The organism is Kitasatospora sp. NPDC090308 (assembly GCF_044769485.1).
In the GTDB taxonomy this organism is placed as follows: domain Bacteria; phylum Actinomycetota; class Actinomycetes; order Streptomycetales; family Streptomycetaceae; genus Kitasatospora; species Kitasatospora fiedleri.
Genome location: NZ_JBIVXY010000002.1, coordinates 552,448 through 576,896 on the forward strand (window position 1 = coordinate 552,448; position 24,449 = coordinate 576,896).

A 24,449-nucleotide genomic window follows, 5' to 3' on the forward strand; every position below is an offset into this window, starting at 1 on the left:
GCAGACTCTACTGAACCTGAAAGGGTGATGTCGGGGCTGTTTGCCTGACGGCCACCGGTTTCCTCCGGGAGTCGGGGCAGAAGAACAGGGAGATCGCCGCCGCGTTGCGGGTGAGCGAGCGGTCGGTCGAGCGGTGGCGGCGGGCCTGGCGCGAGCGCGGAGAAGCCGGCGTCCAGTCGAAGGGGTCCCCTGGGCGCCCTAGGCTCGGACCTGGCCAGCTCGCCAGACTGGAACAGGAGTTGGAGCGCGGCCCGCTCGCCCACGGGTGGGCGGACCAGCGGTGGACGCTCGCACGGATCAAGACTCTGATCGGCCGGCTGTTTCACGTCTCGTACACAGTCGAGGGAACGTGGCAGCTACTCAAACGGCTCGGCTGGTTGTGGCAGCAGCCGGCCCGTCGCGCGATCGAGCGCGACGACGGTGCTGTCGAGGTGTGGCGGGAGGAGACCTGGCCGCGGGTAAGAGAATCGCGGCGGAGCGCAACGCGTGGCTGGTCTTCGAGGACGAAGCCGGGCAGTCGATGACTCCGCCGCGCGCCAGGACCTGGGGCCGGATCGGCCGTACCCCGGTGGTGCGGGTACGGGCCCGGGGCTCCGGACGGCTGTCGATGGCGGGGATGACCTGCTTCAAGCCGGGCGAGCGGTCCCGGCTGATCTACGCGGTGCGCGAGTACCGGGGCCGCAAGAACGAGCCGAAGGGCTTCGGCTGGCGGGACTTCCGCGACCTGATCGTCCGTGCCCGCATCCAGCTGGGCGGCCCGATTGTTCTGGTCTGGGACAACCTCCGCCTCCACCTGACAGTAGGGATGCGGGAGTTCATCGCCGCGAACGCCGACTGGCTCACTGTGTTCCAGCTGCCGACCTACGCCCCCGACCTCAACCCGACCGAGGGCATCTGGTCGCTGGTCAAACGCGACATCGGAAACCTCGCGGCCGCCGGCCTCGGCCAGATCACCCGGGCCGTGAAGCGCAGACTCAAGCGCATCCAGTACCGCCCCGACCTGGTCGACGGCTGTCTCGCCGGCACCGGCCTCATCCTGGACGGCTGACCGGCATCACCCTTTCAAGTTCAGTAGCCTGGTCATCTGACAAGGCTTCAGTGGCAGGCCCTCGGTCCGGCTGGGAGGCGCGGGGCTGGTGGCGGTTAGTGTGGCCCGCGTACGCCGAGATGGTTGAGCGCTCCATCTACGCTCGCACTGGTTGCCGGGGCTGGGGCGAACGCGTCGCTGGCGACGCTGATCGATCTCACCGAGCGGGTTGGGATCTGGATAGTCCAGCCCGACGTCCCCCTGCGAACATCGCCAGCCTCGCCCTGCACGCCGCGCTGGCTTCTTTTGGGGTCGGTGGCGGCCGCGAACGCGTCGCCCGCCACTGCGGGGTGTGGCGATCGGATGATGCAGTCGCTGATCGACTGGGCACTCTCGTTCAGGTGCTCCAAGAGCGCAAGTTTTGCCGCCAAGCTTGATGGTGAAGCTTGGCTCTCTAAGAGTGGGGCTGGGTCTCGATGTTTTAGCCCTGCCCATCAAAGATGACAAGAAGAGAAGAAGGCTTTGTCTGCAGGCCTTTAGCCAGGCAGAGCAGGGTGGCCAAGCTTGGATTTCTCCGCCCATGTTCGATATAGGCGACGCCGCGGAAGCTCAAACCGCTCCTGGCCGCCAGCTCTTCGAGGGTGAGTCCGCGAGCCTCCCGTAGTCGCCTCAGGTGCATGCCGAAGGCATGGAGCTGAGGGTCTGGGGGCTCTGGTGGTAGCACGAATCTGACTCGAACACTGACAGCCGTTTGACTGCCATGAACAGCTGTGCATAATCGGCGCTGACTGATGCTTCAGATCCGTCGACCCGAGGCCAGGCCGCTGGCGGAGCTGGCTCTTCGAGAAGGAGTGCCATGCCAGCCCAGAGGAAGTACCCGGACGAGCTCATCGAGCGCGGGGTCCAACTAGTGATGGACAAGAAGCGAGACCAGCCAGGTCGGGCCGGAATCGTCAGGGAGGTCGGAGATCTTTTGGGAATCCACCCGGAAGTTCTCCGGCACTGGGTGAATAAGGCAGGCCAGAACCCGGCTCCGGCCGCACAGGAATTTGTGGGGGAGTCCGAGCGGGTCAAGGCCCTTGAGGCTGAGAATGCGAATCTCCGAAGGATCAACGCAATCCTCAGGTCTGCTGCCGCATTGTTCGCAGCTGAAATCGAGAACGGAAAATCTATTGGCTGATTCGGTGTGAGCGTTGTCTACTCTACTGACGGTGGGAGGCTATATCACGCCTCCCTTGTATCGGGCGAATAGTGTTGCGCAGGCCCGAGCGGCCTCGGGGATTGGCCGAGGGCTTTACTTCTCGTCGTGGTCCAGTTCGCTGCCGGCTTCTGCGGCTCACGACAAGGCTGATGTCCAGGTTGGGGTTCGGAGGCTTGACGATCAGGTCGGCGACGGCCCGCCGGACCACGGGAGAGGCACTGAAGAGTGAATCCATGGACGCATCGTCCTCAGGTCTCTCCGGCGGACTTCGGCTAGACGATCTCCGGCGAGTCGCTGCAAGTCCTGACTGGCAAGAACGCGACCCTGAAGGTCCGTATCCAGCAGTTGACTCGCGAACGCCGCACCCTTCAAGGACACCTTGATGGAGCCTGTTCCAACCTGTGCTTCGCGTACAAGCGCGTAGCGGCTCTTGAAGCTGACCTCCTTGAAGCACAGCAGCGATGAAGCCTGCTGCCAGCCAGGCCCGAGCATGAGCTCACTGCACTGGTCCATGGCTTGTGGATGGGAAGTAGGCCGACATCTCACGAGTCCTGCTTGCCGCTATCGGCGTCTGATCAATGGCCTGGAGCATGAGACGGACGAAAGCGCAGGTCAGGTGAGGCAAGAGCCTTGCTTGGCTGGCACCTGGGATGCTGCGGCTGCGTCTACTGCCGGAGTCGATAGCCTCGCGTTGAGAGGTGAGAAGAACTCGCAGGTCAGGGCAGGTGCAGTGGCTGCTGGATGACTGTTGGGCGGCCGGTCTTCGACTGTTGCACTCTTGCAAGACAGGGCCACTGTTCGAGCTGGCTTCTGCAGGGCAAAGTGCCTGGTCAGAGGCTTGCGGATGGTAGTCGGAGGTGACTGCATCTTGCAAGGAGAGTCACTTTCTCTTAGGCTACCCGCATCGACGCTCCTGGACAGTTCGTCTATCGCGGAGTGTGGATGGGTCGTTGGGTTCTCTCTATAGCTCGATGACTCTGGTTCGACTGTTGATCGCCCGGGGCAAACGGTTTGGTCTCAGTAGTCGGACCCAGAACTTAAGACCCATAGCGCCTACCACACTTAGTGGTCTGGGCGCTAGTTCTGTTGCTGTGATTTAGTTCACGCCGCCGGCCTCTTGCGCACCCATTGGTGATCACCTCTACAGTCAGCGTGACGATGGACCCCTCGCCCCGGGCGAAACCGTCACCTCCAGGAAGCCCCCGGCCCGCGGGTCGGGGCTTCGCCATATAGAGAAAGGCGCAGAGCATGAAGCGGTTGATCAGCAAGGTCCGTCGGGACCAGGTCGCGGTCGGATACGCCGCCCTGTGCGTGGTGACCTTCGGGGCCGCAGTGCTCCAGCACTACGCGCCGGGGAGCGAGTTCGCCCGGAATGCGCAGCATGCGGCCCTCGCCGGAGCCATTGGCGGCCTAGCGCACCTGGTGGCGCGCGGCGTCAAGTGGGCCAGCGTGCAGTTCGTCGCTCGTCTCGCCAAGAAGGTCCAGGAGGCGACGGTGTCGACGGGCACCAGCGCGGACCTCTGACAAAACGGCGGTGGCCGGACCGGCAGCACGTCGGTCCGGCCACCGCCTTGTTGCGGTCGTTGTTGAACTGTCCCGGACGTAAAAGTCCAGCTCGCCCACGTGGTGGTGGCGAACACCAGGGTTGCCCGAAAATTCGACGCACACAGCAAATCCAGTGCTGGCCCGACGCGGCTGGTGTACTGCGACGCGCGGCGGCATCGTTACTTTTAGTAACGATCGCAAACTGGCGTGCTCCTTCGCAAACTACGCTGCTCCATCACAACCGCAGCTTGCCCGCCCGTCCGGACCGGCGGAAATCCGTTGTCCACAGCCCCGGTGTGACGATCGGTTCATCGCCGCCCACCACCTGTGGACAACGCACCCGGGTGGACCCGTGGGCCGCGCCGTCCCGCTGCCGGACTTCTGTCACGGGGACGGGGTAACGTCCTGTGCCATGGCAGCCGAACGGGACTCCCATCGGTCGGCGTCGCATCGGCGTGCCCGGGCAGCCTCCGGTCCGACGGTCGCGGCGCCCGGTGCGCATGCCAGCACCGGGGCCGATCGTGAGTACACATCCGACCGCGAGCACACCCCCGATCCGACCTGCGCGGCCGACCGCGGCGGCCTCGACCGCACCGGCCCGGAGCGCGGCGGCGTCGACCGCGGCAAGGTCGAGGTCCGCCGCAGCGCCCGCCGCAGCCGCACCGTCTCCGCCTACCGCGAGGGCGACCGCACCGTGGTGCTGATCCCGGCCCGGATGTCGCACGCCGAGGAGCAGCGCTGGGTGGCCCAGATGCTCGACAAGCTGGCCGCGCAGGAGAGCCGCCGGATGCTCGGCGACGAGGCGCTGCAGTCCCGCGCCCGCGAGCTCTCGCGGCTCTACCTGGGCGGTCGCGCCGTCCCCGAGCAGGTCCGCTGGGTCACCAACCAGAACTCCCGCTGGGGCTCCTGCACCCCCAGCGAGCGCACCATCCGGCTCTCCCACCGCCTCCAGGGCATGCCCGAGTACGTGGTCGACTACGTCCTGCTGCACGAGCTCGCGCACCTGCTGGTCCCCGACCACGGCCCCCGGTTCTGGGCCCTGCTGGACGCCTACCCGCGCACCGAGCGCGCCCGCGGCTACCTGGAGGGCGTCGCCTCCGCCGCCCGGCTGCCGCACGTCCCGCCCGCCCACCTCACCTGACGTCCCGCTCCCCGGCCGCCGCACCACCGGCCCGGCCCGGGAGCGGCACGGAGGCCCCCGACCGGCCCCGCCGGGGCGATCGAGGGCCTACGGGACGGCGGAGGACGCCGGGCCGGTGCGGGGAGGGCGTCAGACCAGCGCGCGGGCCCGCGCGACCAGGTCGCGCACCGAGCGGTCGGTGTCGGCGGGCAGCTCGTCCCAGCCGAACCAGCGCAGGTCCAGCGACTCCTCGCTGATCAGCTCGCGCGCCCCGGCCGGGGCCAGCGCCACGTACTGCACGTCGAGGTGGGTGTTCTCCGGCCGGTCCTTCCCGGTGCAGCGCACCCGGTGCCGGTCCAGCTTCACGGGCGCGGGGCGGCCGTCGACGGCGAGCAGCGCCAGGCCGGCGATGCCGGACTCCTCGACCGCCTCGCGCAGCGCCGCCGCGGCCAGCGTGCCGTCGCCGGGCTCGCAGTGGCCGCCCATCTGCAGCCACAGCCCGACCTTCGGGTGCAGGGTGAGCAGCACCCGCCCGCCGTCCGGGTCGACCACCAGCGCGCTGGCGGTGAGGTGCCCGGGCAGGCAGGCCCGCCACATGCCGTCGGGGCGGTCGGCCAGGTGGGCCAGGTAGTCGCGGCGCAGTTCGTCCTGCCCGGCGCCGTCGGGCACCCAGTCGGTGAGGACGCGGACGGCGTCGGCGTGCAGCGCGGTCACTTGGCGGTGCCCTCCGGACCCTGCTCGCCGCCGTCCTCGCCCTTACCGTCCTCGCCCGGGGCATCACCCGAGGCGTCGTCCGGGGCAGCCTTCGGGGCGTCCTCCGCGGGCTGCTCCGCGGACTCCTCCGCCGCCCTGTCCGCCCCGCCGTCCTTGCCCTTGCGCAGGTCCGCCTTCCCGGCACCGGAGCCGGCACCGGAGCCGGAACCGGCCCCGCCGCCCGCCGCCTCGCCGAGCAGCTTGTCCAGCGCGTCGAAGTCGAAGCCGCCCTCGGCCACCGCCGCGGTGTCCCGATGCACGAAGCCGTCCGGGTCGTCCAGGTCGGCGGCGGTGGGCAGCATGTCGGGGTGGCTCCACAGCGCGTCGCGGCCCTCGACGCCGCGGGCGTCGGCGAGCGAGGCCCAGAGGCGGGAGGCGTCGCGCAGGCGGCGCGGGCGCAGTTCGAGGCCGACCAGGGTGGCGAAGGTCTGCTCGGCGGGGCCGCCGGAGGCGCGGCGGCGGCGGAGCGTCTCGCGCAGCGCGGCGGCGTGCGGCAGGTGCGGGGCGGCGGCGGTGTGCACCACGGCGTCGACCCAGCCCTCGACCAGGGCGAGGGCGGTCTCCAACCGGGCCAGCGCGGCCTTCTGCGCGGGGGTGTCCTCGGGCTGGAGCAGGCCGCCGGCCAGCGCCTCCTGGAGGGCCTCGGGGTTGGACGGGTCGAGCTGGCCGACCAGCTCCTCCATCCGCGAGGTGTCGACCTTGATGCCGCGCGCGTACGCCTCGACGGCGCCGAACAGGTGCGCCCGCAGCCACGGCACGTGCGCGAACAGGCGCTGGTGGGCGGCCTCGCGCAGGGCCAGGTAGAGCCGGACCTCCTCGGCCGGCACGTTCAGCCCCTCGCCGAACTCGGCGATGTTCTGCGGCAGCAGCGCGGCCTTCCCGGCGGGGGCCAGCGGCAGGCCGACGTCGGTGGAGCCGAGCACCTCGGCGGCCAGCGCACCGAGCGCCTGCCCGATCTGGGTGCCGAACATGGCGCCGCCCATCGAGCGCATCATGCCCATCAGCGGCCCGGCCACGGCCTGCATCTCCTCGGGCAGCACGCCGCCCATGGCGTTGCCGACCCGCTCGGCGACCGGGTCGACCAGGTCCTTCCAGACCGGCAGGGTGGCCTCGATCCACTCGGCGCGGCTCCAGGCCACCGCCGCGGAGGAGGTGGACGGGAACTCGGTCGCGGAGTCCAGCCACAGGTCGGCCAGCCGGACGGCCTCGGTGACGGCGGTGCGCTCGGCCGCGCCGACCGAGCGGTCCTTGGTCTTCCCCTCGGGCTGCTCGGCGACCACGGTCTGCCGGGCGATGTTCTTGGCCAGGTCCCAGTTCACCGGGCCGCCCTCGAACGAGAGCATCTGCCCGAGCTGCTGGAACGCCGCGCCGAGGTCGTTGGGGTTGAAGCCGCCCATCATCGCGGCGAACGGGTTGTCCCCGCCCTGGCCGCCGCCGGGGCCGCCCATGCCGAACAGCGCCCCGAAGGGGTTTCCGCTGCCGAAGCCGAACGGCTGCTGCGGGGTCGAGTCGCCCGGCTCGCCGTCCTTCTTGCCCTTGTTCTCGCCGTCCTCGGGCTCCTCGGGGGGAACGCCGAATCCGAAGGGGAGGTCGCTCACGGGGTCCTCGATCTGATCGGCCGTCACGCGGGTGGTGTGGCGGGAAAGTCTGCCGCCCGGGGGCTCCGAGCGGTTTCAATGGTCTCGCGGCGACCGCGCCGGGTGCACCGCCGGGGCCGAGCCTCGGGCAGGATGGTCGAGTGCGTGACACTCGTACGTCCGCACTTAAGCTAACCGTGGAGGATGGCCGGTGAGTTCCCCGCCTTCGGACGTTCGCTCTGGGCTGACCGAGGGCGAGGGCGTGCCGGCCGACGCCGGTTCGCCGATTCCAGCCTACGGCGGCAAGCCGCTGACCGTGGCGGTCACCGGCGCGGCGGGCGTGCTCGGCGAGCGCGTCGCGCAGCGGCTGGTCGACTCCCCGCACGTGCGCCGGGTGCTGGCGGTGGACGACCGGCGCGGCGAGGTGCCCGGCGTGCAGTGGCGGGTGCTGGACGTGCGCGACCCGGCGGTGGCCGAGCGGCTGTCCGGCGTCGACGTGGTGGTCCACCTGGCGATGGACCTCGGCATGGAGTCCGACCCGCGGGCCCGCAGCGCCTACAACGTGCGCGGCGCGCAGACCGTGGTGACCGCCGCCGCGGCGGCCGGGGTGCACCGGGTGGTGCTGTGCACCTCCGCGATGGTCTACGGCGCGCTGCCCGACAACGAGGTCCCGCTGGCCGAGGACTCCGAGCTGCGGGCCACCGAGGAGGCCTCGCTGGTCGGCGACCTGCTGGAGATCGAGCGCCTGGCCCGCCGCGCGCCGCGCGCCCACCCGGGCCTGCAGATCACCGTGCTGCGCCCGGCCGTGGTGGTCGGCCCCGGCATCGACACCGTGCTGACCCGGCACTTCGAGGCGCCGCGGCTGCTGGTGGTGGCGGGCTCCCGCCCGTGCTGGCAGTTCTGCCACCTGGACGACCTGGCCTCGGCGCTGGAGTACGCGGCGCTCGGCCTGGTGGAGGGCGAGGTGACGGTCGGCTGCGACGGCTGGCTGGAGCAGGAGGACGTGGAGGAGCTGTCCGGGATCCGCCGGATGGAGCTGCCCGCCTCGCTGGCCCTGGGCACCGCGGCCCGGCTGCACCGGCTCGGCCTGACCCCGGCCCCGGCCGGGGACCTCGCGTACACCATGTACCCGTGGGTGGTGTCCGGCAGCCGGCTGCACGAGGCGGGCTGGCGGCCGCGGCACAGCAACGAGGAGGTGCTGGCCGAGCTGCTCGCCCAGGTGTCGGGCAAGCACGCGGTGGCCGGGCGCCGGCTCGGCGGCAAGGAGGCCGCCACCAGCCTGGGCGCGGCCGGGGCCACGGTGGCGCTGATCGGCACCGCCGCGCTGGTCCGGCGGGCCCGCAGGCAGCGCCGGATCTGAACCGACATCTTTCCGCATCATGGAATTACCGCATCGTGATACGAAAATCCTTGCGGCCGCTCGCCGGGGATGCGGAATGATGGTGGGCATGTCCGAGAACCACGACCCGATCCGCCTGCTCGCCGTCCGCGACACCCCGCTCTCGCTGGACGAGGTGCACGCCGCGGTCGGCGACGACGCGGCCGGCGGCACCACCCTGTTCGTCGGCACGGTGCGCGACCACGACGGCGGCAAGCCGGTCGCCGCGCTGGAGTACAGCGCCCACCCGACCGCCGCGCGCGAGCTGCGCCGGATCGCCGAGAAGGTCTGCGCGGACTTCCCGGTCCGGGCGCTGGCGGCGGTGCACCGCACCGGCCGGCTGGGGATCGGCGACGTCGCGGTGATCGTCGCGGTGTCCTGCCCGCACCGCGGCGAGGCGTTCGCGGCGGCCCGGCGGCTGATCGACGACCTCAAGCACGAGGTGCCGATCTGGAAGCACCAGGTCTTCGCCGACGGCGAGGAGGAGTGGGTCGGCGCCGGCTCCTGCTGACGCCCCCGTGTCCGGCCCCGGGCGGCGCTCGTTCCCCGTTCGGCGGTACCGCCGTGCGGTGGAGAACGGGCCCCGTCCCGTAACCCGGATGCCGCTCGCGCCGTTCCCCCAGCAGGCGGCTAATCTGCTGATACGCATGACGAGCCTGTGGGGAGTTCGAAAATGGCTGTGCTCGCCTGGTTGAGCATTCCTGTGGTGGCCGGGGTGCTGGCCGCGGTCTGGGCCACCTGGGCGGCCCGGCCGCCCCGCGCGATGACCGATCCGACCTCGCTCGCCGAGCACGAGCGGTTCCGCGCCGCGATGGAGCGCAGCACCGGCGCCCGGGACTGACCGGCCCGTCCCCGATCGGCGGTGCCGGGCGCGGACCGCCGGTGCACCCCGAACCGCACTTCCCGTACTGTCGTGCCATGCCACGCCGATCGTCGACGATGCTCGCCGCCACCCTGCTGCTGATAGGCCTGCTCTGTGCCTCGGTGCTGTTCAAGGTGCCGTTCACCGAGATGAGCCCGGGGCCGACGTACAACACCCTCGGCACGCAGGACAAGACCGGCACCCCGGTGATCACCATCACCGGCCACGAGACCTACCCGACCAGCGGCCACCTCAACATGACCACGGTCCAGGTCACCGGGGCGAAGTACCAGCCCAGCCTGGTCTCGGCGATCGTCGGCTGGGTGCGGGACGACGTGCTGGTCGTCCCGCACGACAACGTCTACCCGAAGGGCCAGACCGACCAGGAGGCCCAGCAGGAGAACGCCGAGCAGTTCGCCTCCTCCGAGGACAGCGCCAAGACCGCGGCCCTCAAGCAGCTGGACATCCCGGTCGGCACCGAGATCATCGTCTCCTCGGTGGCCGCGGGCGGGCCCGCCGAGGGCAAGCTGCACGCCGGCGACCAGATCGTCGCGGTGGACGGCACGGCCATCTCCAGCCAGGCCCAGGTCGCCGCGCAGGTGACCAGGCACAAGCCCGGCGAGACCACCGTCTTCACCGTGGTGCCGCACGCCAAGGCCGGCGCGACGCCGGACCCGGCGGACCGGGTCGAGGTGCCGATCGTCACCGGCAAGTCCGCGGACGACGGCCCGGAGCGGGCGGTCGTCGGGATCACGCCCGGCGTCGACCACGTCTACCCGTTCAAGATCGACATCGGCCTGCAGGACGTCGGCGGCCCCAGCGCCGGCCTGATGTTCGCCCTCGGCATCGTCGACAAGCTCACCCCCACCGACCTCACCGGCGGCACGTTCGTGGCGGGCACCGGCACCATCGACGACGACGGCGCGGTCGGCCCGATCGGCGGCATCCAGATGAAGCTGATCGCCGCCCGCGACAAGGGCGCCGAGTACTTCTTCACCCCCGCGGACAACTGCGCCGAGGCGACCAAGGGCACCCCGTCCGGCCTCACCCTGGTCAAGGTCGAGAACCTGGACGGCGCGGTGAAGGCCCTGGACGGCATCCGGGCCGGCGACAGGGCCGCGCTGCCGAAATGCGGTTAGTCACCCCGGCGGGGGCCCCGGCGGGGCCCCGGGCGGTCAGGAGAACGTCGCGAGCAGGGCGTCCGTCAGGTTGGGGACGAGCTCGGGGCCGGTGAGCACCTCGCGCGCGAGGTCCTTCTCGCGCAGCCGCAGCGCGACCTCCTTGGCGCCGTCGCGCAGCACGGCCGCGGTGATCCGGACCTCCTGGCGCTGCGGGTGGGTGGCCACCCAGTCGTTGATCTCCTTCTCGGTGGCGTTCTTCGGCCGGGTGGCCTCGGCGCCGGGCGGGAGCATCAGGCGCTCGACCACCAGGGCGCAGCCGACCACGCCGTCGGGCCAGGCGATGGTGCCGAGGAAGCGGTCGAGCTCGGTGCCCGGGGGGATCTCCTCCTGCTCGACCGGGGTGAGCCCGGTCGGGTTGTCGTCCAGGCCGAGCTGCGAGGCGAGCCGCGGGTTGGCCTTGAGCATCTGGGCGTTGTCGACCAGGGCGAACAGGCGGGCCGGGAGGTCCCAGCCGAGGGTCGCGGCGTGCTCGTCGATCTCCAGGGCGGCCCGGGTGAGCGGGGTGGCCGCGGGCGGGCCGGAGGTGGCGGCGGTCAGGTCAGGGGAGTCGGACATGGGGTCATCCTCACACGTCCGGGGGGGCCGTCTCCAACTCCGACGCAGCCACCGGGAACTCAGGTAAAGACTGATTAAGTTGCATGGGGAGACCGCTGCCGGTTATCGGTGCGGCAGCGGGCATTCCCAACGACGACAGCTGAGGTGGCGCCTTGACCTTCCAGATGCCGGACCGCTCCGGTCCGGGTTTCCGAGCGAGAGTCGGGCCGCCGTCGCGCCGGGCGAAGGTGCTGCTGCTGACGCTGGGCGTCCTGGCGGCGCTGTTCGTGCTGTTCGTGCTGTTCGCGGGGCTGTGGACCGACTGGCTGTGGTTCGACTCGGTGCGCTACGGCTCGGTGTTCACCGCGCAACTGGGCGCCAAGGCCGGGCTGTTCGCGGTCTTCGGGCTGCTGATGGCGCTGGTGGTCGGCTTCAACCTGTGGCTGGCGTACCGGCTGCGGCCGCCGCTGGCCGCGATGTCGGTGGAGCAGCAGAGCCTGGACCGCTACCGGATGGGCATCGCGCCGTTCCGCAAGTGGCTGATGATCGGCCTGTCGCTGCTGGTCGGCCTGGCGGCCGGCGCCGCGGCGGGCGCGCAGTGGCGGACGTGGATGCTGTGGGTCAACGGCACCGCGTTCGGCGTGAAGGACGGCCAGTTCCACAAGGACGTCTCCTACTACGCGTTCAAGCTGCCCTGGTACGAGTTCGTGCTGGGCTTCGGCTTCAGCGCGGTGATCGTGTCGCTGCTGGCGGCCACCGCCGTGCACTACCTGTACGGGGGCCTGCGGCTGCAGGGGCCCGGGCGGCGGGCGAGCGCCGGGGCGCAGGGCCACCTGGCCGTGCTGCTGGGCGTGTTCGTGCTGCTGAAGGCGGTCGCGTACTGGCTGGACCGGTACGCGCTGGCGGTGAAGAGCGAGTCGTACAAGAACGTCGACGGCTGGACCGGCCTGCGCTACGTGGACGCCAACGCGTTCCTGCCGGCCAAGACGATCCTGTTCTTCGTCGCGGTCATCTGCGCGCTGCTGTTCTTCCTGACCCCGATCCGGCGGACCTGGGCGCCGGCGCTGATCGGCTTCGGGCTGATGGCGCTGTCGGCGATCCTGGTCGGCGGGCTCTACCCGGCGCTGGTGCAGCAGTTCCAGGTCAAGCCGAACGAGCAGGCCAAGGAGACCGCGTACATCCAGAAGAACATCGACGCGACCAGGCAGGCGTACGGCATCGCGGACGTGGCCGAGCAGCAGTACGCGCCGACCGACTCCACCGACGCCGGCACGCTCGCCAAGGACGCCCAGACCGTCTCCGACATCCGGCTGCTGGACCCGAACGTGGTCTCGCCGACGTTCCAGCAGAACCAGGCGCTGCGCAACTACTACGCGTTCCCGAAGACGCTGGACGTGGACCGCTACGGCGACCAGGACACCGTGCTGGGCGTGCGCGAGCTGGACCTGACCGGCGTCCAGCAGCACAACTTCATCAACGACCACTTCAAGTACACCCACGGGTACGGCGTGGTCGCCGCCAAGGGCAACCAGGTCGACTCGAACGGCAACCCGGTCTACACCGAGCACTCGCTGCCCGCCGAGGGCAGCATGGGCAGCTACGAGCAGCGGGTGTACTACGGCGAGAAGACGACGATGTACTCCGTCGTCGGGCCCGGCCTGGACGAGATCGACTACACCCGGGACGGCCAGCCGGACCAGACCTCCCAGTACAGCGGCGGCAGCGGCGTCTCGCTGAACAACCCGCTGACCCGGGCCGCGTACGCGCTGAAGTTCGCCGAGCCGCAGATCCTGTACTCGGGGGCGATCAAGGACGACGCGAAGATCCTCTACGACCGCACCCCGAAGGAGCGGGTCGAGAAGGTCGCGCCGTGGCTGTCGATCGACGCCGACCCGTACCCGGTGGTGCAGAACGGCCGGCTGGTGTGGGTGCTGGACGGCTACACCACCTCGGACGGGTACCCGTTCTCGTCCAAGACCACCTTCGGCGACGCCACCAAGGACTCGCTGACCGACCAGCGCGGGCGCACCCTGACCGCCGTCAACCAGGTCAACTACATCCGCAACTCGGTGAAGGCCACCGTGGACGCGTACACCGGCGAGGTGACGCTCTACCAGTGGGACGAGGCCGACCCGGTGCTGAAGACCTGGATGAAGGCGTTCCCGGACACGGTGAAGGCCAAGGCGGACATCCCGGCCACCCTGCTGCCGCACCTGCGCTACCCGCAGGACCTGTTCAAGGTGCAGCGCGACCTGCTCGGGCAGTACCACATGACGGACGCCACGGCGTTCTTCAACGGCACCGACATCTGGGAGGTGCCGGAGGACCCGACGGTCAACACCCACGAGGTGCAGCCGCCGTACTACCTGACGCTGCGGATGCCGGACGCCCAGGAGGCCAGCTTCTCGCTGACCACCTCCTTCGTGCCCTCGGGCCGCAAGAACCTGGCCGCGTTCATGACCGCGGACGCCGACCCGGGGCCGGGCTACGGCAAGCTGCGGATCCTGCGGATGCCGTCCGGTTCGGGCGCGCTCGGCCCGGCGCTGACCCAGGCGAAGTTCAACTCGGACTCCGAGGTGGCCCGCCAGCTGACCCTGCTGCGCAGCGGCACCGACTCCGACGTGGTCTACGGCAACCTGCTGACCCTGCCGGTCGGCGGCGGCATCCTCAACGTGGAGCCGGTGTACCTGGTGGCCCGCGGCGCCAAGGTGCCGGTGCTGAAGAAGGTGCTGGCGGTGTACGGCGACCACAACGTGGCGCTGGAGGACACCCTGGACCAGGCGCTGGCCAAGGTGCTCGGCGGCGCGGCCGACGGGGCCACCACCCCGACCGCCCCGGCCGACCCGCAGAACCCGGGCACCGGGACGCCGACCACGCCCACCACGCCGGACAGCCCGGAGGTGCAGCAGGCGCTCACCGAGGCGCAGAAGGCCTTCGACGACGGCCAGGCGGCGCTGAAGAACGGCGACTGGACGGCGTACGGCAAGGCCCAGGAGGCGCTGAAGAAGGCCATCGGCGACGCGATGGCCGCCGAGCAGAAGGCGTCCGGCGCCACCGCGCCGGCCCAGCCGGGCGGCGGGGCCGCCGCCTCGCCGTCCGCCTCCCCGCCCGTCTCCCCGCCCGCCTCGCCCCCCGCCGCGCCCTCGGCCGCGCCCTCGGCCTCGCCGACGGGCTGAGCTGCGGAAACCGGTTTGTTGGTCCACCCCGTGATCGTGATACAGTGGTTTCACCGACGCGGGGTGGAGCAGCTCGGTAGCTCGCTGGGCTCATAACCCAGAGGTCGCAGGTTCAAATCCTGTCCCCGCTACTCAGTAGCGAAAGGCCCGGAGGCATCAGCCTCCGGGCCTTTGCCATTCCTTGGGCGTCGGGCCGATTGACACCCCATGTGGTCCAGTCCAATCTGAGTCATGCCCATGGCGGGCGGCCCCCACCGTCCGCCTTGATGCGTTGCAACTCCTTTGCCGGCACCGGGAATTGATCACGTGCCGGCTCCGTCTGCCGCTCTCCCCGACCGGGTGTCGGACGGCGTTCCTGCATCCCCACGTGACAGGAGAGAGGCACATCCGCATGCATCGCCACAATCGCAGGGCCTGGGCCGTCACGGCCGCGGCCGCCACGCTGCTCGCCGGGGCGGTCTCACTGCTGGGAGCCCCCAGCGCGAGCGCCGGACCGGGCAACACCACCGGGGCCCCCGCCACCAGCGGCGGCATCAAGGTCGCGTACTTCGACCAGTGGTCGATCTACCAGAACGCCTACTACCTGAAGAACGTCGACACCAACGGCATGGCCGGGAAGCTCGACTACCTGCTGTACGACTTCGCCAACATCGACCCGGCCAACCTGACCTGCTTCGAGGCCAACTCGGCGGCCTCCCAGGACGAGAACAACCCGAACGCCGGCGACGGCGCGGGCGACTACTACGCCGACTACGCCAAGACCTTCGCCAACGGCAACAGCGTCGACAACTCCACCGACACCTGGAACCAGCCGCTGGCCGGCAACTTCCACCAGCTCCAGGAGCTGAAGGCGAAGTACCCGAAGCTCAAGGTGCTGCTGTCGATCGGCGGGTGGACGTACTCCAAGTACTTCTCCGACGCGGCGGCCACCGACGCCTCGCGCAAGAAGCTGGTCTCCTCCTGCGTCGACATGTTCATCAAGGGCAACCTGCCCGCCCAGGGCGGCTACGGCGGCCCGGGCACCGGCAAGGGCATCTTCGACGGCTTCGACATCGACTGGGAGTACCCGGGCGGCGGCGGCCACACCGGCAACCACTCCTCGACGGCCGACAAGCAGAACTTCACCGCCCTGCTGGCCGAGTTCCGCAGCGAGCTCAACACCCAGGGCGCCGCGGACGGCAAGACCTACGCGCTGAGCGCGGCGCTGCCGGCCGGCCAGGACAAGATCCAGAACATCGAGACCAACAAGATCGGGCAGTACCTGACCTTCGCGGACCCGATGACGTACGACATGCACGGCGGCTGGGAGGCCCAGGGCCCGACCAACCACCAGACGCCGGTCTACCAGAGCCCGAACGACCCGATGAACAACGTGCCGCCGGGCAACGCCAAGTACTCCATCGACGAGGCGATCAAGGCGTACACGGTCGGCGACCCCTCGTACGGCATCCCCGGCGGGTTCCCGGCGAACAAGCTGAACATGGGCGTCCCGCTCTACTACCGCGGCTGGACCGGCGTGGCGGCCGGGGCCAACCACGGGCTGTTCCAGCCCGCGGCCGGCCCGGCCCCCGGCGCGCCGAACTCCGGCAACGTCGCGGGCGTGCGGATGTACAAGGAACTGCTCGGGACGGTGGACAACCCCGCCTACACCTACTGGGACGCCGCCGCGCAGGCCGCGTACTTCTACGACGGCACCACTTTCTGGTCCGGCGAGAACGCCAAGTCCATCCAGGCCAAGATGGACTACGCGCACTGCAACGGACTCGGCGGATCGTTCGTCTTCTCGCTCTACGACGACCCGAACGCGGCGCTGCTCAACCCGCTGATGACCGCGACCGGCGGCTCGGCCGCCTCCTGCCCGGCCCCGCCGACCGGCTCGCCGAGCGCCAGCGCCAGCGCCTCGCCGTCGAAGTCCCCGTCGCCGTCGCCGTCCACCAGCCCGTCCACCAGCCCGTCGACCAGCCCCTCGACCTCGCCGTCCGGCAGCCCGTCCGGCAGCCCGTCCTCCTCGCCGACCTCGCCCGGCGGCGGGATCGTGGCCAACCCCGGCTTGGAGTCCGGCGCGCTCAGCCCGTGGACCTGCTCGGGCGGCGCCGTGGTCGGCGGCGGGCACACCGGCTCCTACGCCCTGCAGGGCAACGCGAGCGCCGGTGACACCGCGCAGTGCCAGCAGACCGTCACGGTCAAGCCGAACACCTCCTACACGCTGTCCGCCTGGGTCAAGGGCAACTACACCTACCTGGGCGTCACCGGCTCCGGCGCGGACAGCTCGACCTGGACCCCCGGCGGGAGCGCGTGGACGCAGCTGTCCACCAAGTTCACCACCGGCGCCTCGGTCACCTCGGTGACCGTCTGGGTCCATGGTTGGTACGGACAGGGTGCCTACCAGGCCGACGACTTCAGCGTCAGCTGAGGCTCCGTCAAGACCCTTTTAAGGAAGGCCCGGAGGATTCCGTCCTCCGGGCCTTCCCCCTTGCGGGCGCGCGGAGTTGATCGACTCCGGTACGATGCGTGGCCGGGGTTTGTGGGGCCCAGTGTCGGGAAATCGACAAAGAGCCGAAGCGATCTCGCCGGGCTTCGGCCCCGCTCCGCCAAAACGGACGGAGCAGGTGTACGCGGTGTGCGGGTGATGCGACGATGGACCACGAGGGGGACGCGGCGCGGCCGTTGACGGGCCGTCCGGTCCGGCGTGCCCCCCGGGGGAGACGACCCGGGCCGACGGCCCGGGGCGGATGCCGCGACACTCGGGGGGAGCGGGAGTCGGCATGAAGCTCATCGGCAACAGCGGGACGGGGGAACGACTGGCGGCCGGCAGCACCGCGGACACCGACACCGGTGCCCGCCCCACCGACCAGTCCACCGGCAGCCTGCCCGCCCAGCGCGGCACCGCGGGCGGCATCGACGTGACCGGCTACGGCCCCGAGAGCCTGGTCCACCTGACCGCCGACCAGGTCGCCGCCGCCTCCGTCCGCGACCTGATCGACCCCGACGACGACGCCGCCGACAGCTTCGAGACCGCCCTCGCCGCCCGCGAACAGGCCGCCCTCGAGGCCCGCCACCGCGGCTCCGCCGACGCCGGCGACCCGGGCGCCGCCAGCCAGCTCGGCGCCCTCCTGCTGCGCCGCGGCGACCTGCTCGACGCCGAGCGCTACCTGCGCGCCGCCGCCGCGGCCGGACTGCGCGCCGCCGCCAACAACCTCGGCGTCCTGCTCCACCAGCAGGGCCACCGCACCGAGGCCGCCCAGTGGTGGCGCCAGGCCGCGGTGGCCGGCTCCGCCCCCGCCGCCCACGCCCTCGGCCTGCAACTGCGCGACCAGGGTGAGGAGGAGGCCGCCGAGTACTGGCTGCACTTCGCCGCCGAACAGGGCCACCCGCTCGGCGCGTACGCCCTCGGCGACCTGATGGAGCACCGCCGCGACGTCCGCGCCGAGCGCTGGTTCAAGGCCGCCGCCGACTCCGGCCACCGCGAGGCCGCCTACCGCCTCGCCCGGATGCGCGAGGCCGCCGGCGACAAGGACACCGCCGAGACCTGGTACCGCACCGCCGCCGCCCGCAGCCACGCCCGCGCCGCGCTGCGCCTGGGCGTCCTGCTCGAAGCCCGCGGCGACCTCGACGAGGCCGCCCGCTGGTACCGGCAGTCCGCCCAGAACGGCGAGGCCCGCGCCGCCTGCGCCCTCGGCTTCCTGCTCCGCGACACCGGCGACCTCTCCGCCGCCGCCGAATGGTGGCAGGAGGCCGCCGAGGCCGGCGACGGCACCGCCGCCAACGCGCTCGGCGCGCTGCACGCCGGCCGCGGCGAGAACGCCGTCGCCGAACGCTGGTACCGCGCCGCGCTCGACGCCGGCGACCACAACGGCGCCTTCAACCTCGGCCTGCTGTGCGCCGGCGCCGGGCGCGAGGCCCAGGCCGAGCAGTGGTACCGCCGCGCCGCGTACGCCGGCCACCGCGAAGCCTGCAACGCGCTCGCCATCGTGCTGCTCCAGCGCGGCGACGAGTCCGGCGCCGAACCCTGGTTCTCCAAGGCCGCCGAGGCCGGCTCCGTCGACGGCGCCTTCAACCTCGGCGTCCTGCACGCCGGCCGCGGCGAGACCCGGCAGGCCCAGGAGTGGTACGCCCGGGCCGCCGCCGAGGGCCACGGCGAGGCCGCCCTGCAACTCGCCGTCGCCCAGGAGCAGCGCGGCAACCTGGCCGGCGCGCTGGAACGCTACCGGCAGGCCGCCGACGGCGGCTCCGCGGAGGGCGCCTTCCGGCTCGCCTCGCTGCTCGACCGCCGCGGCGACGCCGACGCCGAGGCCGAGCACTGGTACGCGGTCGCCGCGGACGCCGGACACCGCCGGGCCCAGGTCCGGATGGGCGTGCGCGCGGCCGAGCGCGGCGCGCTCCAGATCGCCGAGAGCTGGTACCGGCGCGCCGCCGAGGGCGGCAGCCGCAGCGCCGCGTTCAACCTCGGCCTGCTGCTGGCCCGGCAGGACAGCGAGGCCGAGGCGATGCTCTGGTACACCCGCGCCGCGGACGCCGGCCACGGCCGCGCCGCGCTGCGGCTGGCGCTGCTCGCGCTGCGGCGCGGCGAGGCGATCCAGGCCGAGAACTGGTGCCGCCGCGCGGCGGAGTACGGGCCGGCCGAGGTCGCGGAGCGGGCGGGGCGGCTGCTGGGAGCGCTGAGCGCGGAACTGAGCGCGTAGCGGGGGAGCGGGCCTCAGCGGGGGAGCGGGCCGCGGCGGGGTCGCGGGACAGGGCAGGACGCTGTCCCGCGTCGCGGTCCGGCGGTGCGTGCCCGGTCGGCCGCGCGGTTCCTCGCGCCCCTGCCGGTGCGCTCCCCGGCGGTGCGCTCCCCGGCGGTCACACGCTGAGCGAGCGCAGCACGGCCTCGTGGAGGACGCCGTTGGTGGCGACCGCGTCCGCGCCGGTGGGGCCGTCGATGCCGTCGAGGCCGGTGAAGCGGCCGCCGGCCTCCTGGACGATGACGCAGGGGGCGGCCATGTCCCAGAGCGAGAGCTCGGGTTCGGCGGCGATGTCGACGGCGCCCTCGGCGACCATCATGTAGGACCAGAAGTCGCCGAAGGCGCGGGTGCGCCAGCAGATCCGGGTGAGGTCGAGGAAGGCGTCGAGGCGGGCGCGCTCCTCCCAGCCGCTGAGCGAGGAGAAGGAGAGCGAGGCGTCGGCGAGGCGGGAGACCTTGGAGACGTGGATGCGCTGGGCCTTGGCCAGGCTGCGGCCGGCGAACGCGCCCAGGTCCTTGGCGGCCCACCAGCGGCGGCCGAGCGCGGGGGCGGAGACGATGCCGACCACCGGGACGTGCTCGCCGTCGGGCTGCTCCTCCAGCAGGGCCACCAGGGTGGCCCAGACCGGGACGCCGCGGACGTAGTTCTTGGTGCCGTCGATCGGGTCGATCACCCAGCGGCGCGGGCCGGAGCCCTGCAGGCCGTACTCCTCGCCCAGCACCGCGTCCCGGGGGCGGGCCCGCTGCAGGACGGAGCGGACGAGTTCCTCGGCGGCCTTGTCGGCGTCGCTGACCGGGGTCAGGTCGGGCTTGGTCTCGATCTTCAGGTCGAGCGCCCGGAACCGCTCCATGGTGATCGAGTCGGCCGAGTCGGCGAGGACGTGGGCGAGTCGGAGGTCGTCGTGGTAGTCGGCCATGCACGGCACCCTAGCGGACTCAGTGTCCCGAGCCGCTGAGCTGGAGACCGATCACGCCCGCGATGACCAGGGAGATGGACACCAGTTTGAGGACGGAGGAGGACTCCCCGAGGAAGACCATCCCGTACACCGCGGTGCCGGCCGCGCCGATGCCGGTCCACACCGCGTAGGCGCTGCCGACCGGGAGCGTCTTCAGGGAGAGGGTGAGCAGGCCGAAGGAGCCCAGCGCGAAGAGCGCGAAGCTGATGGTGGGCCAGAGCCTGGTGAAGCCGTGGCTGAGCTTGAGGTTGACCGCGAATCCCGTTTCCAGCAGACCGGCGAGGATCACCATGGCCCATGCCATCGGGTTGACTCCCTGTCAGGTAGGAAGGTGTGACCTTCCTATCGTTACCCAGCGCAGCGGCCCCAGCGACTCGTGATCGCCGGGAATTCTCACTCCGCCTCCGGCGCCTCGCGGGTGGCCAGCAGCCGGCGCAGCGAGTACAGCCGGGCCGGGTCGGCGTGGCCGCCGGCGACCCAGGCGTCCAGCGCGCAGTCCGGTTCGTCGTGCGAGCAGGCGCGCGGGCAGTCGGCGGTGCCGGGCTCCAGGTCGGGGAAGGCGAGGATGACCCGGGACGGGTCGATGTGGGACAGGCCGAAGGAGCGGAAGCCGGGGGTGTCGATCACCCAGCCCGGGTCCAGCGCCTTCTTCGAGCCCGGCTTGGCGCCGGGCGGCGGGGGCAGCCGCAGGGCCAGCGCGGAGACGGTGGTGTGCCGGCCCCGGCCGGTGACCGCGTTGACGTGGCCGGTGCTGCGCTGCCGCTCCGGGACGAGCGCGTTGACCAGGGTGGTCTTGCCGACGCCGGAGTGCCCGATGAACACCGTGGTGCGCCCGCGCAGGTGCGCGCGCACCGCCTCCGCGCCGGCCGTCTCCAACTCGTCGGCCCGGGTCACCACGTAGTCGATGCCCAGCGGCGCGTACGACTCCAGCAGCTCGTCGGCCGGGGCCAGGTCCGACTTGGTGAGCACCAGCAGCGGCTCCATCCCGGCGTCGTACGCGGCGACCAGGCAGCGGTCGATCAGCCGGGGGCGCGGCTCCGGGTTGGCCAGCGCGGTGACGATGGCCATCTGCTGGGCGTTGGCGACCACGATCCGCTCGTACGGGTCGTCGTCGTCCGCGGTGCGGCGCAGCACCGAGCTGCGCTCCTCGACCCGGACGATCCGGGCCAGCGTGTCCGGCTCGCCGGACAGGTCGCCGACCACGCTGACGGTGTCGCCGACCACGACGCCCTTGCGGCCCAGCTCGCGGGCCTTCATGGCGGTGACCAGGCGCTCGTCCTTCGTGCCGCCGTCGACCAGGCAGGTCATCCGGCCCCGGTCCACGGTGAGGATCATCGCCTCGGCGGCGTCCTCGTGCTTGGGCCGGGTGCGGGTGCGGGGGCGGGAGCCCCGGCGGCCCGGGCGGCTGCGGATGTCGTCCTCGTCGGCGTCCTTGCCGTAGCGGCGCATGCTCGTGATCCCCCGTCAGCCCTGGCCGAGGAGGTCGGCCCACATCTGCGGGAAGTCCGGCAGCGTCTTGGCCGTGGTCGCCACGTTCTCCACCAGCACGCCCTCGACGGCCAGGCCCAGGACGGCGGCGGCGGTGGCCAGCCGGTGGTCCTCGTAGGTGTGGAAGACGCCGCCGTGCAGCGGGCGGGGCCGGATCCGCAGGCCGTCCTCGGTCTCCGAGACGTCGCCGCCCAGCCCGTTGACCTCCTTGGCCAGCGCGGCCAGCCGGTCGGTCTCGTGCAGCCGCAGGTGGGAGATGCCGTACAGGTGCGACTCGGAGTCGGCCAGCGCCGCCACCGCGGCGATCACCGGGGTCAGCTCGCCCACGTCGTGCAGGTCGACCTCGATCCCGTGGACCTTGCCGGTGCCGGTGAACTCCAGCCCGTCGTCGGTGAACTGGCAGCTCCCGCCCATCGCGGTGTAGATCTCGCGCAGCTGGTCGCCCGGCTGGTAGGTGTGCCGGGGCCAGTCCCGGACGGTCACCCGGCCGCCGGTGGCCAGCGCCGCCGCGAAGAACGGGGCCGCGTTCGACAGGTCCGGCTCGACCACCAGGTCGCGGCCGATCAGCGCGCCCGGGGTGACCCGCCAGACGTCCTTCTCGCCGCCGTCCTCCGGCGCGTCGACCTGGCCGCCGGCCTTGCGGATCATGTCCACGGTCATCCGGATGTGCGGCAGCGAGGGCACCGTCCCGCCGGTGTTGCGGATCTCCACGCCGTTGTTGAACCGGGCGCCGGAGAGCAGCAGCGCCGAGATGAACTGCGAGGAGGACGAGGCGTCCACCTCCACCGACCCGCCGTCCAGCGCGCCCGCGCCGTGCACGGTCAGCGGGAAGCCGCCGCGACCGCCGTCCTCGATCCGGGCGCCCAGCGCGCGCAGCGCGTCGATCACGCCGTGCTGCGGGCGCTCGTGGCTGCGCGGGTCGCCGTCGAAGTGCACCGGGCCGTCCGCCAGGGTGGCCAGCGGCGGCAGGAAGCGCATCACCGTCCCGGCGTTGCCCACGTCCACCCGGGCCGGGCCGCGCAGCCGCTCGGCCGGGATCACCCGCCACGCCTCGCCGCCGCCGGTGCCGCCGGACGCCGCGTTCACCGTCTCCTCGACCGTCACGCCCAGCGCCCGCAGGCCGTCCGCCATCAGCTGCGAGTCGCGGCTGCGCAGCGGGCGGCGCACCCAGCCCGGGCCGTCGGCGAGGGCGGCCAGCACCAGCGCGCGGTTGGTCGCGGACTTCGAGCCGGGGATGGTCACGGCCGCGTCCACGGCGGCGGTGGCGACGGGGGCGGGCCACAGGGAGTCGGTCATGGCGCCAGTCTATGAGGCGCGGCGCTCCTACCGGGGCAGCAGCCAGGCCGCTCCGAGCCCCAGGCAGGCCAGTGCCACCGCCAGGAACGCCAGCAGCCACAGCGCCCCCGGCACGCCCGTCAGCCGCGCCAACTGGTCGGCGTCCGAGCCGGGCGCGCCGCCGCGCCGCCGCCGGGTCGCCCACAGCTCCAGCATCGGACGCACCCCCGCCAGCAGCAGGAACCACACCCCCAGGTAGGCGAACGCCCCCTGCCATTCGGCCGTCCCGTACCAGGACACCGCGACGAACGCCCCGCCGGTCGCCAGCACCGCCGCCACCCCGAACAGGTTGCGCAGCGTCAGCAGCATCATCGCCAGCAGCGCGATGCCGATCCACAGCAGCGCGGTGATCCGCCCCGCCGCGAGCAGCGCCGCCCCGCCCAGGCCCAGCAGCGAGGGCGCCGGGTAGCCCGCCGCGGCGGTCAGCACCATGCCCGGGCCGGTCGGCCGCCCGGAGGAGACCGTCAGCCCCGAGGTGTCCGAGTGCAGCCGGATGCCCGACAGCCGACGCCGGGTCAGCAGCGCCGTCAGCCCGTGCCCGCCCTCGTGCGCGATCGTCACCACGGTGCGGGTCCACAGCCACACCGGGCGCACCGCCACCGCCAGCAGCGCCACCGCCGCCGTGCCCCACACCAGCCAGTGCGGCGGGTCCGGCTGCACGCTCGTCACCCGGTCCCACAGTCGCGCGAAGTCCATCGCCGCCGGCCTCCGATCACCGTCGCTTCCCCTGCCCGGGGCGGGCAGCCTCCCACGGGAGGACGGGTCCCCGGTAGCCGCCGGTTCTCCCGGACGGCCCCGCCCGCCCGGCCCGCTCTGGCAAGCTGGACGCCATGTGCGGACGCTTCGCCTCCTCCACCGACCCCGCCGAACTGGTCCGGCTGTTCGGCGTCCAGCAGTGGGACCCGACCGAGACGATCGCGCCCAGCTGGAACGTCGCCCCCACCGCGAAGACCTACGCCGTCCTCGACCGGGCCCCGCGCGGCCGGGGCCGCCCGGTGCGCCAACTGCACGCGCTGCGCTGGGGCCTGGTGCCCGGCTGGGCGAGCAGCCCCGACACCGCGGTCAAGATGATCAACGCCCGGGCGGAGACCGTCCACGAGAAGCCCGCCTACCGGCAGGCGTACGCCTCCCGGCGCTGCCTGATACCCGTCGACGGCTACTACGAGTGGCAGACCGCCCCCACCGACGACCTCGCCCGCCCGCCCCGCCGCCCCTACTTCGTGCACCGCGCCGACGGCGCGCCGCTCGCCCTGGCCGGGCTGTACGAGTTCTGGCGCGACCGCGAACGCCCCGGCGACCACCCCGACGCCTGGCTGGTCACCTGCACCGTCGTCACCACCGCCGCCGAACCGCTGCTCGCCCCCGTCCACGAGCGGATGCCGCTCCACCTCGGCCCCGACCGCTGGGACGCCTGGCTCGACCCGCACGCCGAGACCGCCGACCTCACCCCGCCACCGCCCGGCGACCTGCGCATCCACGCCGTCCCCGACGAGGTCGGCAAGATCCGCAACAACCACCCCGGCCTGACCCGGCCGCGCACCGAGGACGACCGCACCACGCTGTTCTGAGCGGCCCGCGCACGAGGAGGGGCGGGGG

The 24,449-nt window shown here is 72.1% G+C and carries 22 protein-coding genes and 1 tRNA gene; 14 read left to right on the forward strand and 9 right to left on the reverse strand.

Annotated features, from left to right (window positions below):
* The first annotated feature begins 44 nt into the window (after window positions 1-44).
* Both ACIQVD_RS06465 and ACIQVD_RS06470 read left to right on the forward strand, forming a co-directional pair.
* Complete coding sequence (locus ACIQVD_RS06465; RefSeq protein WP_402286711.1) at window positions 45-524, forward strand: winged helix-turn-helix domain-containing protein; 480 nt, start codon at window positions 45-47, stop codon at window positions 522-524.
* Window positions 521-1,048 (forward strand): transposase, encoded by a 528-nt coding sequence (locus ACIQVD_RS06470; protein ID WP_402286714.1) that lies wholly within the window; start codon window positions 521-523, stop codon window positions 1,046-1,048. The genes ACIQVD_RS06465 and ACIQVD_RS06470 overlap by 4 nt, the downstream gene beginning before the upstream one ends.
* Window positions 1,049-1,508: 460 nt before the next feature.
* Here the strand turns inward: ACIQVD_RS06470 and ACIQVD_RS06475 are convergent, their stop codons facing one another.
* Window positions 1,509-1,706 carry a helix-turn-helix domain-containing protein gene (locus ACIQVD_RS06475; protein ID WP_402286415.1) on the reverse strand — a complete coding sequence of 66 codons (198 nt, stop codon included), beginning with the start codon at window positions 1,704-1,706 and terminating at the stop codon, window positions 1,509-1,511.
* Between the two features lie 177 nt (window positions 1,707-1,883).
* Here ACIQVD_RS06475 and ACIQVD_RS06480 point away from each other — a divergent pair, with 177 nt between their 5' ends.
* The 3 genes from ACIQVD_RS06480 to ACIQVD_RS06490 all read left to right on the forward strand — a co-directional run bounded on the left by ACIQVD_RS06480 (window position 1,884) and on the right by ACIQVD_RS06490 (window position 4,914).
* On the forward strand, window positions 1,884-2,207 hold the full coding sequence (locus ACIQVD_RS06480; protein WP_402286418.1) for a transposase: 324 nt from the start codon (window positions 1,884-1,886) through the stop codon (window positions 2,205-2,207).
* Window positions 2,208-3,476: 1,269 nt separating this feature from the next.
* Window positions 3,477-3,752, forward strand: a complete 276-nt coding sequence (locus ACIQVD_RS06485; protein ID WP_402286420.1) for a hypothetical protein — start codon at window positions 3,477-3,479, stop codon at window positions 3,750-3,752.
* Window positions 3,753-4,185: 433 nt separating this feature from the next.
* Entirely contained in the window at window positions 4,186-4,914 is a 729-nt protein-coding gene (locus ACIQVD_RS06490) for a M48 family metallopeptidase (protein ID WP_402286422.1), read from the forward strand.
* A 129-nt stretch (window positions 4,915-5,043) separates the two neighbouring features.
* Here the strand turns inward: ACIQVD_RS06490 and ACIQVD_RS06495 are convergent, their stop codons facing one another.
* Both ACIQVD_RS06495 and ACIQVD_RS06500 read right to left on the reverse strand, forming a co-directional pair.
* On the reverse strand, window positions 5,044-5,607 hold the full coding sequence (locus ACIQVD_RS06495; RefSeq protein WP_400681970.1) for an NUDIX hydrolase: 564 nt from the start codon (window positions 5,605-5,607) through the stop codon (window positions 5,044-5,046).
* The gene (locus ACIQVD_RS06500) at window positions 5,604-7,244 is read right to left on the reverse strand and encodes a zinc-dependent metalloprotease (RefSeq protein ID WP_402286716.1); all 1,641 of its coding nucleotides are present in this window, start codon (window positions 7,242-7,244) and stop codon (window positions 5,604-5,606) included. Before ACIQVD_RS06500 ends, ACIQVD_RS06495 begins: the two co-directional genes overlap by 4 nt.
* 190 nt (window positions 7,245-7,434) lie before the next feature.
* On the opposite strand from ACIQVD_RS06500, the gene ACIQVD_RS06505 reads away from it, so the two are divergent.
* From ACIQVD_RS06505 to ACIQVD_RS06520, 4 genes are all read left to right on the forward strand, one after another.
* A complete protein-coding gene (locus tag ACIQVD_RS06505) occupies window positions 7,435-8,583 on the forward strand; it encodes an NAD-dependent epimerase/dehydratase family protein (protein ID WP_400681969.1) in 1,149 nt (382 codons plus the stop codon).
* Window positions 8,584-8,671: 88 nt separating this feature from the next.
* Window positions 8,672-9,112: a molybdenum cofactor biosynthesis protein MoaE gene (locus tag ACIQVD_RS06510; protein ID WP_233533604.1), complete on the forward strand. Its 441-nt coding sequence runs from the start codon at window positions 8,672-8,674 to the stop codon at window positions 9,110-9,112.
* Between the two features lie 162 nt (window positions 9,113-9,274).
* The gene (locus ACIQVD_RS06515; RefSeq protein ID WP_199528107.1) at window positions 9,275-9,442 is read left to right on the forward strand and encodes a hypothetical protein; all 168 of its coding nucleotides are present in this window, start codon (window positions 9,275-9,277) and stop codon (window positions 9,440-9,442) included.
* A gap of 77 nt (window positions 9,443-9,519) precedes the next feature.
* On the forward strand, window positions 9,520-10,602 hold the full coding sequence (locus tag ACIQVD_RS06520) for a PDZ domain-containing protein (RefSeq protein WP_400681966.1): 1,083 nt from the start codon (window positions 9,520-9,522) through the stop codon (window positions 10,600-10,602).
* A 36-nt stretch (window positions 10,603-10,638) separates the two neighbouring features.
* Here ACIQVD_RS06520 and ACIQVD_RS06525 read toward each other — a convergent pair whose 3' ends face one another.
* Window positions 10,639-11,199 (reverse strand): PPA1309 family protein, encoded by a 561-nt coding sequence (locus ACIQVD_RS06525; protein WP_400681964.1) that lies wholly within the window; start codon window positions 11,197-11,199, stop codon window positions 10,639-10,641.
* 164 nt (window positions 11,200-11,363) lie between these two features.
* Here ACIQVD_RS06525 and ACIQVD_RS06530 point away from each other — a divergent pair, with 164 nt between their 5' ends.
* The 4 genes from ACIQVD_RS06530 (at window position 11,364) to ACIQVD_RS06545 (ending at window position 19,036) form a co-directional block, all read left to right on the forward strand.
* Window positions 11,364-14,354 carry a UPF0182 family protein gene (locus ACIQVD_RS06530; RefSeq protein ID WP_402286718.1) on the forward strand — a complete coding sequence of 997 codons (2,991 nt, stop codon included), beginning with the start codon at window positions 11,364-11,366 and terminating at the stop codon, window positions 14,352-14,354.
* Window positions 14,355-14,411: 57 nt separating this feature from the next.
* Window positions 14,412-14,485, forward strand: a tRNA-Met gene (locus ACIQVD_RS06535).
* Window positions 14,486-14,745: 260 nt separating this feature from the next.
* On the forward strand, window positions 14,746-16,767 hold the full coding sequence (locus ACIQVD_RS06540) for a glycosyl hydrolase family 18 protein (protein ID WP_402286429.1): 2,022 nt from the start codon (window positions 14,746-14,748) through the stop codon (window positions 16,765-16,767).
* Window positions 16,768-17,119: 352 nt separating this feature from the next.
* On the forward strand, window positions 17,120-19,036 hold the full coding sequence (locus ACIQVD_RS06545; protein WP_400681960.1) for a tetratricopeptide repeat protein: 1,917 nt from the start codon (window positions 17,120-17,122) through the stop codon (window positions 19,034-19,036).
* 157 nt (window positions 19,037-19,193) lie between these two features.
* Here the strand turns inward: ACIQVD_RS06545 and hisN are convergent, their stop codons facing one another.
* From hisN to ACIQVD_RS06570, 5 genes are all read right to left on the reverse strand, one after another.
* Entirely contained in the window at window positions 19,194-19,991 is a 798-nt protein-coding gene (hisN, locus tag ACIQVD_RS06550; protein ID WP_100836431.1) for a histidinol-phosphatase, read from the reverse strand.
* Between the two features lie 19 nt (window positions 19,992-20,010).
* Window positions 20,011-20,334 (reverse strand): DMT family transporter, encoded by a 324-nt coding sequence (locus ACIQVD_RS06555; protein WP_400681957.1) that lies wholly within the window; start codon window positions 20,332-20,334, stop codon window positions 20,011-20,013.
* 89 nt (window positions 20,335-20,423) lie between these two features.
* Window positions 20,424-21,479: a ribosome small subunit-dependent GTPase A gene (gene rsgA / locus ACIQVD_RS06560; RefSeq protein WP_400681954.1), complete on the reverse strand. Its 1,056-nt coding sequence runs from the start codon at window positions 21,477-21,479 to the stop codon at window positions 20,424-20,426.
* Between the two features lie 15 nt (window positions 21,480-21,494).
* Window positions 21,495-22,814, reverse strand: coding sequence for a 3-phosphoshikimate 1-carboxyvinyltransferase (gene aroA / locus ACIQVD_RS06565; protein WP_402286432.1), 1,320 nt, complete (start codon window positions 22,812-22,814; stop codon window positions 21,495-21,497).
* Window positions 22,815-22,841: 27 nt separating this feature from the next.
* Window positions 22,842-23,549, reverse strand: a complete 708-nt coding sequence (locus tag ACIQVD_RS06570) for a M50 family metallopeptidase (RefSeq protein ID WP_402286434.1) — start codon at window positions 23,547-23,549, stop codon at window positions 22,842-22,844.
* A gap of 134 nt (window positions 23,550-23,683) precedes the next feature.
* On the opposite strand from ACIQVD_RS06570, the gene ACIQVD_RS06575 reads away from it, so the two are divergent.
* Window positions 23,684-24,421, forward strand: coding sequence for an SOS response-associated peptidase (locus tag ACIQVD_RS06575; RefSeq protein WP_400681945.1), 738 nt, complete (start codon window positions 23,684-23,686; stop codon window positions 24,419-24,421).
* Window positions 24,422-24,449: the final 28 nt, after the last annotated feature.

Bases quoted from the DNA above. Each gene is read 5' to 3' on its own strand.
- ACIQVD_RS06555 (WP_400681957.1), bottom strand. From the start codon at position 20,334: ATGGCATGGGCCATGGTGATCCTCGCCGGTCTGCTGGAAACGGGATTC.
- ACIQVD_RS06490 (WP_402286422.1), top strand. From the start codon at position 4,186: ATGGCAGCCGAACGGGACTCCCATCGGTCGGCGTCGCATCGGCGTGCC.
- ACIQVD_RS06485 (WP_402286420.1), top strand. From the start codon at position 3,477: ATGAAGCGGTTGATCAGCAAGGTCCGTCGGGACCAGGTCGCGGTCGGA.
- aroA (WP_402286432.1), bottom strand. From the start codon at position 22,814: ATGACCGACTCCCTGTGGCCCGCCCCCGTCGCCACCGCCGCCGTGGAC.
- hisN (WP_100836431.1), bottom strand. From the start codon at position 19,991: ATGGCCGACTACCACGACGACCTCCGACTCGCCCACGTCCTCGCCGAC.
- ACIQVD_RS06510 (WP_233533604.1), top strand. From the start codon at position 8,672: ATGTCCGAGAACCACGACCCGATCCGCCTGCTCGCCGTCCGCGACACC.
- ACIQVD_RS06520 (WP_400681966.1), top strand. From the start codon at position 9,520: ATGCCACGCCGATCGTCGACGATGCTCGCCGCCACCCTGCTGCTGATA.
- ACIQVD_RS06575 (WP_400681945.1), top strand. From the start codon at position 23,684: ATGTGCGGACGCTTCGCCTCCTCCACCGACCCCGCCGAACTGGTCCGG.
- ACIQVD_RS06530 (WP_402286718.1), top strand. From the start codon at position 11,364: ATGCCGGACCGCTCCGGTCCGGGTTTCCGAGCGAGAGTCGGGCCGCCG.
- ACIQVD_RS06515 (WP_199528107.1), top strand. From the start codon at position 9,275: ATGGCTGTGCTCGCCTGGTTGAGCATTCCTGTGGTGGCCGGGGTGCTG.
- ACIQVD_RS06470 (WP_402286714.1), top strand. From the start codon at position 521: ATGACTCCGCCGCGCGCCAGGACCTGGGGCCGGATCGGCCGTACCCCG.
- ACIQVD_RS06480 (WP_402286418.1), top strand. From the start codon at position 1,884: ATGCCAGCCCAGAGGAAGTACCCGGACGAGCTCATCGAGCGCGGGGTC.
- ACIQVD_RS06525 (WP_400681964.1), bottom strand. From the start codon at position 11,199: ATGTCCGACTCCCCTGACCTGACCGCCGCCACCTCCGGCCCGCCCGCG.
- ACIQVD_RS06570 (WP_402286434.1), bottom strand. From the start codon at position 23,549: ATGGACTTCGCGCGACTGTGGGACCGGGTGACGAGCGTGCAGCCGGAC.
- ACIQVD_RS06545 (WP_400681960.1), top strand. From the start codon at position 17,120: ATGAAGCTCATCGGCAACAGCGGGACGGGGGAACGACTGGCGGCCGGC.
- ACIQVD_RS06540 (WP_402286429.1), top strand. From the start codon at position 14,746: ATGCATCGCCACAATCGCAGGGCCTGGGCCGTCACGGCCGCGGCCGCC.
- rsgA (WP_400681954.1), bottom strand. From the start codon at position 21,479: ATGCGCCGCTACGGCAAGGACGCCGACGAGGACGACATCCGCAGCCGC.
- ACIQVD_RS06475 (WP_402286415.1), bottom strand. From the start codon at position 1,706: ATGCACCTGAGGCGACTACGGGAGGCTCGCGGACTCACCCTCGAAGAG.